Genomic DNA, 13443 nt, shown 5'->3' with positions numbered 1-13443 from the left:
TCTCAGAGCCCCACGTATCTCGCCTGCGCCAGCATCTGGTACGCGAAGAACTCGTCGCGGTGCTGCACGACGTTGTTGAGCTGCCCGAACAGCTCGAAGCTCACCAGCCCGAAGAGGGTCACCCAGGCGGACAGCGCGCGGGCGGTGACGGCGTCGGGCACGTCCGGCGCGATCGCCGCGCCGGCCCGGCGCACGTCCTCGGCGACCGCGTCCGGCGGCGGTGCCGACGGCGTCTCGACCCGCCCCTGGAGGGCGGCGTCCTGGATGATCGTGCCCAGGACGGTGACCGCCCTGGTCGCGGCGGCGACGGTGTCCGGCGGCGCCTGGTAGCCGGGGACCGGGCTGCCGTAGATCAGCGCGTACTCGTGCGGCCGCTCCAGCGCCCAGCCCCGCACCGCGTCGCAGACGGCCATCCACCGGCCGGTGAGGTCGTCGCGCCCGACGGCGCGCTCCCGGTCCTCGACCGCCTGGCCGAGCGAGTTGTACGCGTCGAGGATCAGCGCCGTCAGCAGGTCGTCGCGACTGGCGAAGTACCGGTAGATCGCCGACGACACGACGCCGAGGTCCCGGGCCACCGCGCGCAGCGACAGGTTGGCTCCGTCGGTGGCCAGGTGCCGCCGGGCGATCGTCTTGATCTCCTCGGTCATCTCCGCGCGGACCCGGGCCCTGATGCTGGTCGCCTTCATGCCGTACATAGTCGCATGCTCCATTGCGAGAGCGCTGCTCTTGCATTGCCGGCGTGACGCGTGCTCTACTGAGAGAGCAGTGATCTCTTATTCGCGGTTAGGGAGGCAGTCATGCAGGTCATCGTCGGTGCCGGCGCCGTCGGCACGATCGTCGCGGAGCGGCTCGCGGAGTTCGGCGAGCACGTCAGGATCGTCAGCCGCTCCGGCGGCGGGCCCGTCCACCCGCTCGTCGAGCGCGTCGCGGCCGACGCCGCCGACCCGGTCGCCCTGCGCGCCGCCACCGCCGGCGCGAGCGTCATCTACAACTGCGTCAACCCGCAGTACTACGCCTGGCCGACCGACTGGCCGCCGATCAACGACGCGCTCATCCGCGCCGCCGCCGCCAACGACGCCGTCCTCGCGATCACCGGCAACCTGTACGTCTACGGCCGCGTCGACCGGCCGATGACCGAGGACACGCCGCTCGCGGCCACCGGGCACAAGGGACGCGTCCGGATCAGGATGTGGCAGGACGCCCTGGCCGCCGGCATCCGCACGTTCGAGGCCCGCGCGTCGGACTACATCAGCCCGACCTCGTCGATCATCGAGATGGCGCTGCCGGCGATGCGGGCCGGGAAGACCGCGTGGCTCCCCGGGGCGCTGGACGTGCCGCACAGCTACACGTACATCGGCGACGTCGCCGACACGCTGATCTCACTCGCGACCGACGAGCGGGCGTGGGGGCGGGCCTGGCACGTGCCGTCGCCGCCCCCGATGACCGGCCGCGCACTGCTGTCGGCCGTGGCCCGCCTCGACGGCCTGCCCACCCCGCGCCTGCGCCCCTACCCGGCCGCCGCCGTGTGGGCATCCGGGCTGACCGACAGGTTCGCCAAGGAGTTCCGCGAGGTCCGCCACCAGCACGTCAAGCCGTTCGTGCTCGACTCCTCGCGGGTCACCGCGACGTTCGGCCTGACGCACACGCCGGTGGACGAGGCCGTTCAGTCGGTGCTCGGCAACGTGCCCTCGGACTCGATCCCCAGCGGCGGCAGGGTGCCGTCGAAGTCGACCAGCGAGTAGGCGCGCAGCTTCTCCAGCCGGTGGAACGAGTCGATCACCCGGATCGTGCCGGACCGGGACCGCATCACGATCGACTGCGTCTCCGCCCCGCCGCGGCGGTAGCGGACGCCCTTGAGCAGGTCGCCGCTGGTCACGCCGGTCGCGCAGAAGAACATGTTGTCGCCGCTGACCAGGTCGTCGGTGTGCAGCACGCGACCGAGATCGTGGCCGGCGGCGAGCGCCTTCTCCCGCTCGGTCTCGTCCTGCGGCCACAGCTTCGCCTGGATCGCGCCGCCCATGCACTTGAGGGCCACCGCGGCGACGATGCCCTCGGGCGTACCGCCGACGCCCATCAGCACGTCGGTCTCGGACCCTTCGCGGGCGGCGCTGATCGCCCCGGCGATGTCCCCGTCGGAGATGAACCGGATCCTGGCCCCGGTCTGCCTGACCTGCTGGATCAGCTGCTTGTGCCGGGGCCGGTCCAGGACGCACACCGTCACGTCGGAGACGCTCGAGCGCTTCACCCGGGCGATCCGCCGCAGGTTCTCCCCCACACCGGCGTCGATGTTGATCACGTCCGCGTAGTCCGGCCCGACCGCCAGCTTCTCCATGTAGAACACGGCGCTCGGGTCGAACATCGCGCCCCGCTCCGCGACGGCGAGCACCGCGACCGCGTTGGGCATCCCCTTGCTCATCAGCGTCGTGCCGTCGACCGGGTCGACCGCCACGTCCACCTCGGGCCCGGTGCCGTCACCGACCCGCTCGCCGTTGTACAACATCGGCGCGTTGTCCTTCTCACCCTCGCCGATCACCACGACACCCTGCATCGGCACCGAGTTGATCAGCAGGCGCATCGCGTCGACGGCCGCACCGTCACCGCCGTTCTTGTCACCCCGACCGACCCAGCGCCCGGCGGCCATCGCCGCGGCCTCCGTGACCCGTACCAGGTCGAGGGCCAGATTCCGATCCATCTCACGACTCATGTGTGCTCTCCTCGCGCGGCGTTGCGTGGGCGGGCGGGCCACCTGTCATCGTGGCAGGCGGGCGTGGTCCGCGTCGCTGCGGACCGGGCGGTTGTGGCATCTTCCATCCGATGGTTCACGATGTACTTGTGGAAACCGCTGCTCCTGCCCCCGCTGCCCCGTCCTCGGAGCGGGCCGGCCGCCGCCCCCGGGACATGGCGCTGTCGATGCTGGTCCTGCTGGTGCCGGTCTTCCTGCTCGTGGGCTTCTACCGCTTCCTCGGCAACGAGGACCCACCGGCCGTCGACACCGACGAGGTGTACGGCTCCGTCCAGCGCGCCGGCCAGTTCACCCCGCTCAAACCCTCGGAGCTGCCGCCCGGCTGGCGGATCGCGTCGGCCACCTTCACCGACGGCGTCCTGCGCCTCGGCGTGACCGCCCCCTCCGACGGCGCGATGCAGGTCGCCCAGAGTGCCCAGCCCGCCGCCACCCTGATCCCGTCGATCATCGGCACCGGCGGCACCCCCGGCGCCGCGGTCTCCGTCAACGGCACCGACTGGCAGCGCCACGACGACGGCCGCCCCGGCGAGCGCGCCCTCACCCAGTCCTCCACCGGCCGCACCGTCATCATCTTCGGCCACGCCACCGACGCGCAGCTGCAACGCCTGGCATCGTCGCTCCATTAGTGTCGGGCCCGCTGGTGTCGGGCCCGCTAGTGTCGGGCAGATGATCGCGCGCCACCGGCCCGCCGATTACCGTCCCGCTCATGTTCGGACTCGGCCGGAAGCCCGGCGCCAAAGCGGTCACCGCACGCGGGGAGATCGCACACGTCGACCTCGGCCCTGACCAGACCCGCCTCACCGTCGGCGTCCAGGTCTTCCCCGACGGCGCGGCCCCGTTCCTGGCCTCCATCAAGGTGCACCTGCGCGGCACGGCCGCCCCGATGCTCGGCGAGGAGACCTGGGTCCGCTACCAGCCGAACAACAAGGACCGCATCGACTTCGACCGCGACCGCATCAAGGTCAGAGCGTACGACCGCGTCCGGTCCAACCCCGCCCTCCAACGCGTCGTCGACACCCTGTACACCCACGGCGACCCCCCGATCAGCGTCATAGCCACCGCCCGCTAGCTGTTTCCCGCTCTGTCGCTGTTTCCCGCTGTGTCGCCTTCGGCGATGGGCTCGCTGCCCCACGCTCCGCGCGGGTCCCGCCGGGGGGATTCTCACCCCCGGAGCCCCCCAATGCGCCGCTCCGCGACGCACTGCCAGCGCGCAGGACGCGCGGCAGCCTCCTACGCATCCGCGTGCCATCCCCGGAGGCTCGCCGCCGCGTTTTCCATGATCCGGAAGACTTATGGTCGCCAGAGCGACGAAATCTCTTCCGGATCACGGGTTGTGCCGGCCGCTGATTGGGCTGGGCTGGCTGGTTTTCGTGATCCGGAAGACTTTGTGCACTCCTGGCTACGCAAACTCTTCCGGATCACGAGGGTCGTGCCGGCCGGCCGTCGGGCGGGCCTGTTTTCCGTGATCCGGAAGACTTTTGGTCGCTAGAGCGACAACTTCTCTTCCGGATCATGGGTTGCGCCGCTGGCCGCTCGCTGGGCTGGCTGGTTTTCGTGATCCGGAAGACCTTGTGCACCTCTGGCTGCGCAAACTCTTCCGGATCATGGGAGTCGTGCGGACCTGCGGCCGGTGGCGCACTTCCCAGATCTGTGGCGGTCCCGGTGGCTGGGCGCCGCGGAACGTCGGCCGGCAGCCACACCCTGGACAGGCCGGTCCGGAAGCGGGCCAGGTCCCTGAACGGCGGTCTGCCGATGCCGCCTGTCGTTGCGCGATCCTCCGCGGTTCCGGCAGCAGCGGTTCGGACCAGGTGTTGTCCGGGGTGGTTCGAGTCGTAGTTGTTGGGCCTGTCGGCGAGGGCTGGTGCTGCGCGGGCGGTTTCGGCTCAGGCGGCTGGGGGGTCGGGCGGGCTTACCCGGGCTTCTGCCGGTGGTCCGCTGACTTGCCTGGTGTTGCGCCTGCGCCCGGAGCTGGTAGCCGACGCTGTGAAACAGCCCCCGGGAAGCACCTGTCGACGCCTCTTCGCGCTGTGGCAGTGCCCTAGAGCCGGCAGTTGGCGTCGCATGGTGGTGCGGCGGGCGGTCCCGGAAGCCGCCGACGCCGCTTGGCGCTGTGGCGGCACCCCGGAGTCGACGTCGACGCCATCTGGCGCATCGACAAGTGGCCCGGAAGTTGCGACAGTAGACCCGGATCATGCGAACGGCACGAGGACCAGGTCAGACCTTCCCCGCCCCCGAGGAAAGACGGCGACGATGCCCCGGCCAGAGGCCGCGAGCGGCCCGGCCCGGCCCGCCCTGAGCGTGAGCCGCCCGGGCCGAGGCCGGAAACCGCTACGACAGGGTCTTGGCGACCTCGGCGGCGCGGGCGGCGGCGTCGGCCTTCATGTCGCGCTTGAGCTCCTGCGGGAGGGAGAAGACGAGCTTCTCCTGGGCGGTGGTGATCTCGGCGACGTCGGTGAAGTCGCGGGCGGCCAGGAAGTCGAGGACCTCCATGACCAGTTCCTCCGGGACGGAGGCGCCCGAGGTGACGCCGACCGTGGTGGCGCCCTCGAGCCAGGCGTCCTGGATCTCGTGGGCGTAGTCGATGAGGTAGCCGGCGTCGGCGCCCGCGTCGACGGCGACCTCGCGCAGGCGCTGGGAGTTGGAGGAGTTCTGGGAGCCGACGACCAGGACCACGTCGCAGTTGGGGGCCATGGCCTTCACGGCGTCCTGCCGGTTGGACGTGGCATAGCAGATGTCGTCGCTGGGCGGGGACATCAGCAGGGGGAGCTTGGTCTTGAGGCGGGCGACCGTCTCCAGGGTCTCGTCGACCGAGAGGGTGGTCTGGGAGAGCCAGACGACCTTGGACGGGTCGCGGACGGTGACCTTGTCGACGCCCTCGGGGCCGTCGACCAGCTGGATGTGGGCGGGGGCCTCGCCGGCCGTGCCGATGACCTCTTCGTGCCCCTCGTGACCGATGAGCAGGATGTCGTAGTCGTCGGCGGCGAACCGGCGGGCCTCCTGGTGGACCTTGGTGACCAGCGGGCAGGTCGCGTCGATGGCCTTCAGGGAGCGGGCGGCGGCCTGCTCGTGGACCTCGGGGGCGACGCCGTGGGCGGAGAAGACGACGGTGGCGCCCTCGGGCACCTCCTCGTTCTCCTCGACGAAGATCGCGCCCTTGGACTGCAGGGTGCCGACCACGTGCTTGTTGTGCACGATCTCCTTGCGGACATAGATCGGCGCGCCGTAGAGCTTCAGGGCCTCCTCGACCGTCTGAACAGCACGGTCGACGCCGGCGCAGTAGCCGCGGGGCTTGGCGAGCAGGACGCGCTTCGAACCAGTCACCCCGCCATGGTACGTGCCCCCACCGACAACATCCCCCGCCGCAGAAACGGTAGAAGTGCCGCGAAGGCCGCGAGCAGTGCGCAGACCCCCGTCACGAGCAAGAGCCAGGGCCACGGCATGACGAGCGTCACAGGTGCTCCGATCTCGTCCTGCAGGCCCGCCCGCGCCTCGTGCAGCGCCGGCACCGCGACGGCGAGTCCCAGCAGCACGCCGATCGCCACCGCGAGCAGTGACTCGACGACCACGAAGCGCGCTGTCTGGGCCACGGTCGCGCCGGTACGGTGCAGCGTCGCCAGCTCCTGGCGCCGGGCGTAGGTGGCCATGAGCACGGTGTTGGCCACGGCGAGCGCGGTGTAGCCGACCGAGATGCCCAGCAGCACCGCCAGGAACAGGTCGACCAGGTCGTTCTCGCTGTCGGCCTCGCGTGAGACGTACGCCCGGGCCGTCATCGAGGTGGCGCCGGGCGACGGCACGAACGCCCCCGACAGGTGCACGACCTGCGTCAACGCGGTCGGGTCGTGCCGCCGCACCAGGTCCCGCGGCAGCTGGGCCGTGTCCGACTCACCCGTCACGGTCAGGTCCGCCACGACGCCGTCGGCGAACCGTATCGGCACCACCTCGCCGGTCCGCAGTCCCAGCGCCGGCGGGACCGAGAAACCCGAGAAACCGGGCACGCCGGTGATGTCCACGGCGGCGCCGGACGGCAGGTACGCGACCGACGGCAGGGTGGACCGGCCGGGCTGGGCCAGTACCGCGGCCTCGGAGAGCCCGGGGACCCCGGCGACGCCGGCGGCCACCGAGACGGCCGGGATCGCCGCCGCGTCCTCGATGTCGACCGCCTCCGCGGCCGTCTGGAACGTCCCCACCAGCAGCACCGCGAACCCGACCGCCGCCAGCACCGGCGAGGCCACCGCCGCCAGGCGCCGTGCGGAGACCGCGGCCGCCCCCTTGACCAGTACGCCGGTCGCGCCCCGTCCGGCGGGCAGCAGCCGTACCAGCGCAACCACCGCGACCGGAGCCAGCAATGCCGCCGCGACCAGCAACAACATCGCCGAACCGAGCACCAGCGTCGGCTTGTCCTGCGCGCTCGAGCCGGGCAGGAGCAGCGCGACGCCACCGCCGGCCAGGACGCACAGGATGCCGGCCGCCCACCGCGTCCGGGTCATCGGCCGGGGCTCCGCGGCGGAGGAGCGCAACGCGTCCAGCGGCGGGACCCGGCCGGCCCGCCGCGCCGACAGCCACACCCCGGCGACGGCCACGAGCAGCCCGGCCGGCACCGACACGCCCAGCGCCCACCAGGACACGCCGACGGTGAACCCTTCCGGCTCCAGCCCGACCGCCACGAACGGCCCGGCCAGCAGCGGCGCGGTCAGCGCGCCGAGCAGCGCGCCGGGCACCCCGGCGGCGAGCGCGACCACGAGCGTCTCGGTGAGCAGCAGCCGCCGCACCTGCCCAGGCGTGGCACCCACGGCGCGCAGCAGGCCGAGCTCCCGGCGCCGCGTGGTGACCGCGAACGCGCAGGTCGACGACACCACGAACACCGCGACGAACCCGCCGACGAACACCGTGGCGATGATCAGCTGGGCGCCGATCCACCTGGTCCGGACGTCCTGCTCGGGCTCCGCCGCGGACCGTGCGGCGCCGGTGAGGACCGTGCCGCCCGGATCCAGGTGTACGGCCGCGCCCGGCGCGAAGAGGACGCCGATCGCCCGTACACCACCCGCCAGCGAGGACGCGGTGGCCTCGTCGACATAGAAGCCGTCGCCGTCGAAGACCCCGGTCACGGTCCAGCTCGCGGGGCCGGCGGCGGTCAGGACCGGCAGTGCCGCGCCGACCGGCACGCCCGCCGAGGCCGGCACCGCCACCTCACCGCGGCCGGCCGGCGGTTTCCCGTCGCGGATGGCGTACCCGCCGAGCGCCGCCGACGACCACGCGCGTCCACCGTGCAGGGCGCCGGAGGTGTCCCCGACGGGCTGCCCGTCGACGAGGCGTTGCACGTAGAATGTCCGGAACGGCACCGCGGCGGCCACCCCCGGCGTCGCCGTGAGCCGGTCGACGATCGAGGTGACCTCCTCCGGCGACCACGGCCGGTGCACCGGGAAACCACCCTCGGCGGGCTCGGTCGCCGGCGAGGCGATCACCGCGTCCGTGGCCGCGAGGGCGTCCGGCACCCGGGGCTGCGCGGCGGCCCACAGGGTGAGGCTGCCGGAGATGACGGCGACGCCGAGCAGCAGCGCCGCGAACGTGCCGAGCAGAGCGGCCCACCGGTGCCGCACCGATGCGAGGGTCATGACAGCGCCGCCATCCGGGTCGCGATGTGCTCGGCGCCGCGCGGCTCGTGCAGGTCCTCGACGATCGCGCCGTCGGCGAGGAACAGGACCCGGTCGGCGTACGCGGCCGCGAGAGGGTCGTGGGTGACCATGACGACGGTCTGGGCGTGCCGGTCGACGGCGGAGCGCAGCAGCCGCAGCACCTCCCGGGACGCGGTCGCGTCCAGCGCCCCGGTCGGCTCGTCGGCGAACACCACGACCGGCCTGGTGACCAGGGCACGGGCGATCGCGACCCGCTGCTGCTGCCCGCCGGACAGCTCACCCGGCCGGTGCCCGGTCCGGTCGGCGAGCCCGACCTCGGCGAGCATCGCGCCGACCTGCCCGGCGGCGGCGCGCCGGCCGGCCAGGCGCAGCGGCAGCTCCACGTTCTGCGCCGCGGTCAGCGACGCGACCAGGTTGAACGCCTGGAACACGAAACCGATCCGGTCGCGCCGCAGGCGGGTCCTGGCCTTCTCCCGCAGCGGCCCGAGCTCGACCCCGTCGACGAGCACGCTGCCCTCGCTGACCTGGTCGAGACCGGCCGCGCAGTGCAGCAGGGTCGACTTGCCGGAGCCGGACGGCCCCATCACGGCGGTGAAGCTGGCCGGGGCGAACCCGACGGAGACCCGGTCGAGCGCGGTCACGGTCCGCTCGCCGGTGCCGTACCGGCGCACGACCCCGTGCAGCTCGACCGCCTGGCGTGTTTGCAATGTCGTCGTCACGCTGTCGAGCCAACCGTCCGCGCGGCGCCGGCGCAGTCGCGCTGCGGGGAGAGTCGAAGGTAACGCCAGCTTTACCGTGCCCGGGTCGCGCGGTCGGTAGCGTCACCCGGGTGCCGGTCCGATCCGCGTTGGAGTCGCTGACGCTGCCGCCGACGAGGTTCCTGACGTCGTCCTGGCCGTGGCGTTCGCTGGTGTACCTCGGCAGCGGCGGCCTGTTCGGCATGATCGCCGGGGCGGCCCTGTTCGCGCTGCTGGCGTTCGGCGCGATCTTCACGATCGTCGCGGTCGGGATCGTCGGCTTCCTGGCGTTCGCGCTGTCCGGGGTCGCCGTCGCCCGGGTCGAGCGGTGGCGGCTCCGGCTCGTCGACCGCGTCGACCTGCCCGACGCGCACCGTCCCGTGGAGCAGCCGGGCCTGGTCGCCTGGGTGACGACCCGGCTGCGGGAGCAGGTGACCTGGCGCGAGCTGGGCTACACGATCGTGACCTGCGCGATCCTGGCCTGGATCGACGCGGTCGTGGTCGCGTTCGTGCTGTGGGCGGTGACGGCGTTGCTGTGCGGCCCGCTGTACATCGACGACAGTCCCCTGTGGATGACGTCGATGGGCAGCGTCGCCGGCCTCGTCCTCGGTGTCGTGTGCCTGTACCCGATGACGGCCTGGGCGGGCGCCCGCGCCGCGATCACCAGGGCGATCCTGGCGCCCCGCGCCGACGACGACCCGCAGCTGGTCGAGCTGACCCGCTCCCGCGCCCGGCTGGTCGACGCGTTCGAGGTCGAGCGCCGCCGGATCGAGCGCGACCTGCACGACGGCGCGCAGCAGCGGCTCGTGGCGCTCAGCATGCAGCTCGGCCTGGCCCGCCTGGAGCTGCCCGACGACTCCCCGGCCGCGGATTCGGTACGCCGTGCGCACGACCTCGCGAAGGAGGCGCTCGCGGAGCTGCGGGAGCTCATCCGCGGGGTACACCCGAAGATCCTCACGGACCGGGGACTCGCCGCCGCCGTCAGCGAGGTCGCTGACCGGGCGCCGCTGACCGTCGACTGCGACATCGCGTTGCCGGCGCGGCTGCCGCAGGCCGTGGAGGTGACCGCGTACTTCGTCGTCGTCGAGGCCCTCGCCAACGTCGCGAAGCACAGCGGGGCGGGCCGGGCCCGGGTCGTCGCGTCGGTCGCGTTCGACCGGCTCACCGTGCAGGTCCGCGACGACGGCCGGGGCGGCGCCGACCCGGCCCGGGGCACCGGCCTCGCGGGACTCGTCGACAGGGTCGCCGCCGTGGGAGGGACCGTCGCGCTCGCCAGCCCGCACGGAGGGCCTACGGTGGTGCACGTGGAGCTTCCGTGCGGGTCGTGATCGCCGAGGACGGGGTCCTCATCCGTGAGGGCATCGCGGGTCTGCTGCGGCGGTTCGGCCACGACGTGGTCGCCGCGGTCGGCACGGCCGCCGAGCTCGTGGCGGCGGTCCATTCGGAGCGGCCGGGCCTGGTCGTCACGGACGTGCGGATGCCGCCCGGGTTCACCGACGAGGGCCTGCAGGCCGCGATCGCGCTGCGGGCCTCGTTCGCGTCGCTGCCGGTCCTGGTGCTGAGCCAGTACGTCGAGCAGACGTACGCCGCCGAGCTGCTGGACTGCGGTCGCAACGGCTACGTCGGGTATCTGCTGAAAGACCGGATCGGGGACGTGACGGAGTTCGTCGACGCCGTCGACCGGGTCGCGGCCGGGCACACCGTCGTCGACCCGGAGGTGGTGATGCAGCTGCTCGGCCGCCGCCGCGACCCCTTGCAGCGCCTCACCCCGCGAGAGCGCGACGTGCTCGCCCTGATGGCCGAGGGCCGGTCCAACGCGGCGGTCGCCCGGACGCTCGTCGTGTCCGAGGCCGCGGTCTCCAAGCACATCAACAGCCTGCTGTCCAAACTGGACCTTCCCCCGGACGAGGACGACCACCGCCGGGTGCGGGCCGTCCTGGCGTACCTGCGCGGATAGGGTGCTGTGATGGATGGTGCGCCTTCGTCGTCCGACTCGCCCTGGCCGGTCCGGGTCGTCTCGCAGAAGATCGGTGCGTGGATCGGCAAGCTCGGCTGGATCTGGGTCGACGGCCAGGTCGCGCAGATCACCCGCCGGCCCGGCACCAGCACCGTCTTCCTGACGCTGCGCGACACCTCCGCCGACCTGAGCCTCACCGTCACCACCAACCGTGACGTCGTCGACATGGGCGCGCCCGGCCTCAGCGACGGCGCCCGCATCGTCGTGCACGCCAGGCCCGAGTTCTACGCCGCCCGCGGCTCGCTCAGCCTGCGCGCCGACGAGATCCGCCAGGTCGGCCTCGGCGAGCTGCTCGCCCGGCTCGAACAGCTCAAGAAGCTCCTCGCCGCCGAGGGCCTGTTCGACCGCGCCCGCAAACGCCGGCTGCCGTTCCTGCCCGCGAAGATCGGCCTGATCACCGGCCGGGCCAGCGCCGCCGAACGCGACGTGCTCACCAACGCCCGCCGCCGCTGGCCGACGGTCGACTTCCGGGTCGTCAACGTCGCCGTGCAGGGCCCCTCGGCGGTGCCGCAGATCATCGACGCCCTCAACGTCCTGGACCGCGACGAGACCGTCGAGGTCATCGTCCTGGCCCGCGGCGGCGGCTCCACCGAGGACCTGCTGCCGTTCTCCGACGAGGCGCTGTGCCGGGCCGTCTTCGCCTGCCGGACCCCCGTCGTCTCCGCCGTCGGCCACGAGACCGACGTGCCGCTCGTCGACTTCGTCGCCGACGTGCGCGCCTCCACCCCCACCGACGCCGCGAAGCGCATCGTGCCCGACCTCGCCGACGAGTTCCGCCTGATCGGCCAGGCCAAGCAGCGCCTGGACCGGGCCATGCGCGGCCTGCTCGACCGTGAGCAGCACCGCCTCGACGCGATCCGCTCCCGCCCCGTCTTCGCCCGCCCGCTGTCGATGGTCGACAACCGCGCGACTGACGTCGACCAGCTCCGCGCCCGGGCCACCAGGGTGCTGGGCCACCGCCTGGACCGCGCCGGCACCGAGCTGGAGCACACCCTCGCCCGGCTACGGACCCTGTCCCCGCTGGCGACGCTCACCCGGGGGTACGCCATCGTGCAGCGCCCCGACGGCCGCGTCGTCCGCGCCGCCACCGACGTCACCACCGGCGACGAACTCCGCGTCCGGGTCGCCGAGTCCTCCTTCACGGCCACCGTGTCCGGGCCTGATGAGGACTGACATGCCGCCGCCCCCTTCCCGTCGCCTTCCTGACGAAGGAGTCCAAGTGACCGAGCTGTCCTATGAGCAGGCAAGAGCCGAACTCGCCACGGTCGTGGAAAAGCTCGAGTCGGGCGGCTCCACCCTCGAAGAGTCCCTGGCCCTGTGGGAACGCGGCGAACAACTCGCCCTCGTCTGCCAACGCTGGCTCGACACCGCCCGAGCCCGCCTGACCGCCGAGTGACAGCGCCACCTACGCGGCAAGCCCCCCGAGCGAGATCGCACTGGAGCGCGACCGGCACCACGAAGACTCCCGCTTCCGCCACCGCCGAACCCGAGCAGCACGAACCGAACGTCTCGCTGCGTGCGGCCAGGAACCTCCACGCTGGGGAATGGGGCGCGCGGCGGCGGTGAAGCCGGCATGCGCGGAGCGGGGGTCGGCCTGTCCATGGCTGAAGAAGTCGGCGTCAGACCCGGGGGAGTCGTGCGGCGGGCGCTACTGCGGTCGGTCTTCAGAGGAGGTGAGGCAGTGCGGACCTCCGCGCGGGGCCGAAGGGGCACGCGGCGGCGGTGAGGTCCCAGCGGTCGAGGTGAAGATCGGCATGGTCACGGCTGGGAAAGCTGGCGCTGGGCCGCCCGGAACGGCGTGAAGCGAGTCCGGCCTGTGGCCGGAGGAAGTGTCTACGCCAGGCCGAGCGCTGCGTGGCTGTGGCGGGGGAAGTCGATGCCGGGCCGTTCGAAGCGGCGCGAGGTGAGCGCCTCGCTGGGAGCCGGAACGCGGAGGCCGTGAAGTCGGCACGGGCGGAGCGCGTCGGCCTGTCTACAGCTGAGGAAGTCGGCGTCAGACCAGGGGGCTGTGCGACAGGCGCCACTGCGGTAGGTCTTCGCAGGGCCGAAGGGGCACGCGACGGCGGTGAGGTCCGAGCGGGCGAGGTGAAGATCGGCCTGTTCACAGCTGGGAATGCCGGCGCCAGGCGGCTCGAATGGGCGTGAAGCGAGTGTCGTCCTGTCTGTGGCTAGGAATGTCTACGCCGAGTCGAACGCTGCGCGGCGGCGGTGGCTGGGGACGTCGATGCTGGGCCGTCGAAGCGGCGCGAAGTGAGCGCCTCGATGGGAGCCGGAACGCGGCGGCCGTGAAGCCGGCACTGGCGGAGCAGGAAT

Annotated in this window: 12 protein-coding genes; 7 read left to right on the top strand and 5 right to left on the bottom strand. The window is 72.6% G+C overall.

The window, feature by feature from the left end; all coding sequences use genetic code 11:
• Nucleotides 1-2: 2 nt before the first annotated feature.
• Nucleotides 3-686, bottom strand: a complete 684-nt coding sequence (locus ACZ6TV_RS15895; RefSeq protein ID WP_465297890.1) for a TetR/AcrR family transcriptional regulator — start codon at nt 684-686, stop codon at nt 3-5.
• 111 nt (nt 687-797) lie between these two features.
• On the opposite strand from ACZ6TV_RS15895, the gene ACZ6TV_RS15890 reads away from it, so the two are divergent.
• Nucleotides 798-1742, top strand: coding sequence for a Rossmann-fold NAD(P)-binding domain-containing protein (locus tag ACZ6TV_RS15890; protein ID WP_465297889.1), 945 nt, complete (start codon nt 798-800; stop codon nt 1740-1742).
• Here the strand turns inward: ACZ6TV_RS15890 and glpX are convergent.
• Nucleotides 1664-2704, bottom strand: a complete 1041-nt coding sequence (gene glpX, locus ACZ6TV_RS15885; protein ID WP_465297888.1) for a class II fructose-bisphosphatase — start codon at nt 2702-2704, stop codon at nt 1664-1666. The two genes, ACZ6TV_RS15890 and glpX, sit on opposite strands and share 79 nt — an antisense overlap.
• A gap of 128 nt (nt 2705-2832) precedes the next feature.
• Between glpX and ACZ6TV_RS15880 the strand changes: the two genes are divergently transcribed.
• The gene (locus ACZ6TV_RS15880) at nt 2833-3369 is read left to right on the top strand and encodes a DUF4245 domain-containing protein (protein WP_465297887.1); all 537 of its coding nucleotides are present in this window, start codon (nt 2833-2835) and stop codon (nt 3367-3369) included.
• An 80-nt stretch (nt 3370-3449) separates the two neighbouring features.
• Nucleotides 3450-3812, top strand: a complete 363-nt coding sequence (locus ACZ6TV_RS15875; protein ID WP_465297886.1) for a hypothetical protein — start codon at nt 3450-3452, stop codon at nt 3810-3812.
• Nucleotides 3813-5071: 1259 nt separating this feature from the next.
• Here ACZ6TV_RS15875 and ACZ6TV_RS15870 read toward each other — a convergent pair.
• The 3 genes from ACZ6TV_RS15870 to ACZ6TV_RS15860 are packed head-to-tail and all read right to left on the bottom strand — an operon-like array spanning nt 5072 to nt 9095.
• Complete coding sequence (locus ACZ6TV_RS15870; protein ID WP_465297885.1) at nt 5072-6064, bottom strand: 4-hydroxy-3-methylbut-2-enyl diphosphate reductase; 993 nt, start codon at nt 6062-6064, stop codon at nt 5072-5074.
• Entirely contained in the window at nt 6061-8355 is a 2295-nt protein-coding gene (locus tag ACZ6TV_RS15865) for an ABC transporter permease (RefSeq protein WP_465297884.1), read from the bottom strand. The genes ACZ6TV_RS15870 and ACZ6TV_RS15865 overlap by 4 nt, the downstream gene beginning before the upstream one ends.
• Entirely contained in the window at nt 8352-9095 is a 744-nt protein-coding gene (locus ACZ6TV_RS15860; protein ID WP_465297883.1) for an ABC transporter ATP-binding protein, read from the bottom strand. Before ACZ6TV_RS15860 ends, ACZ6TV_RS15865 begins: the two co-directional genes overlap by 4 nt.
• A gap of 110 nt (nt 9096-9205) precedes the next feature.
• On the opposite strand from ACZ6TV_RS15860, the gene ACZ6TV_RS15855 reads away from it, so the two are divergent.
• The 4 genes from ACZ6TV_RS15855 to ACZ6TV_RS15840 are packed head-to-tail and all read left to right on the top strand — an operon-like array spanning nt 9206 to nt 12526.
• Complete coding sequence (locus ACZ6TV_RS15855) at nt 9206-10441, top strand: sensor histidine kinase (RefSeq protein ID WP_465297882.1); 1236 nt, start codon at nt 9206-9208, stop codon at nt 10439-10441.
• Nucleotides 10429-11070, top strand: coding sequence for a response regulator (locus ACZ6TV_RS15850; RefSeq protein ID WP_465297881.1), 642 nt, complete (start codon nt 10429-10431; stop codon nt 11068-11070). The genes ACZ6TV_RS15855 and ACZ6TV_RS15850 overlap by 13 nt, the downstream gene beginning before the upstream one ends.
• A 9-nt stretch (nt 11071-11079) precedes the next feature.
• Nucleotides 11080-12303, top strand: a complete 1224-nt coding sequence (gene xseA, locus ACZ6TV_RS15845; RefSeq protein ID WP_465297880.1) for an exodeoxyribonuclease VII large subunit — start codon at nt 11080-11082, stop codon at nt 12301-12303.
• Nucleotide 12304: 1 nt separating this feature from the next.
• On the top strand, nt 12305-12526 hold the full coding sequence (locus ACZ6TV_RS15840) for an exodeoxyribonuclease VII small subunit (protein ID WP_465297999.1): 222 nt from the start codon (nt 12305-12307) through the stop codon (nt 12524-12526).
• The last annotated feature ends 917 nt before the right edge of the window (nt 12527-13443 follow it).

The sequence above is a fragment of the Dactylosporangium sp. NPDC051087 genome, assembly GCF_055586325.1.
Note: the sequence above shows the minus strand (reverse complement) of the source record. Positions and strands in the feature narration are given on the sequence as shown.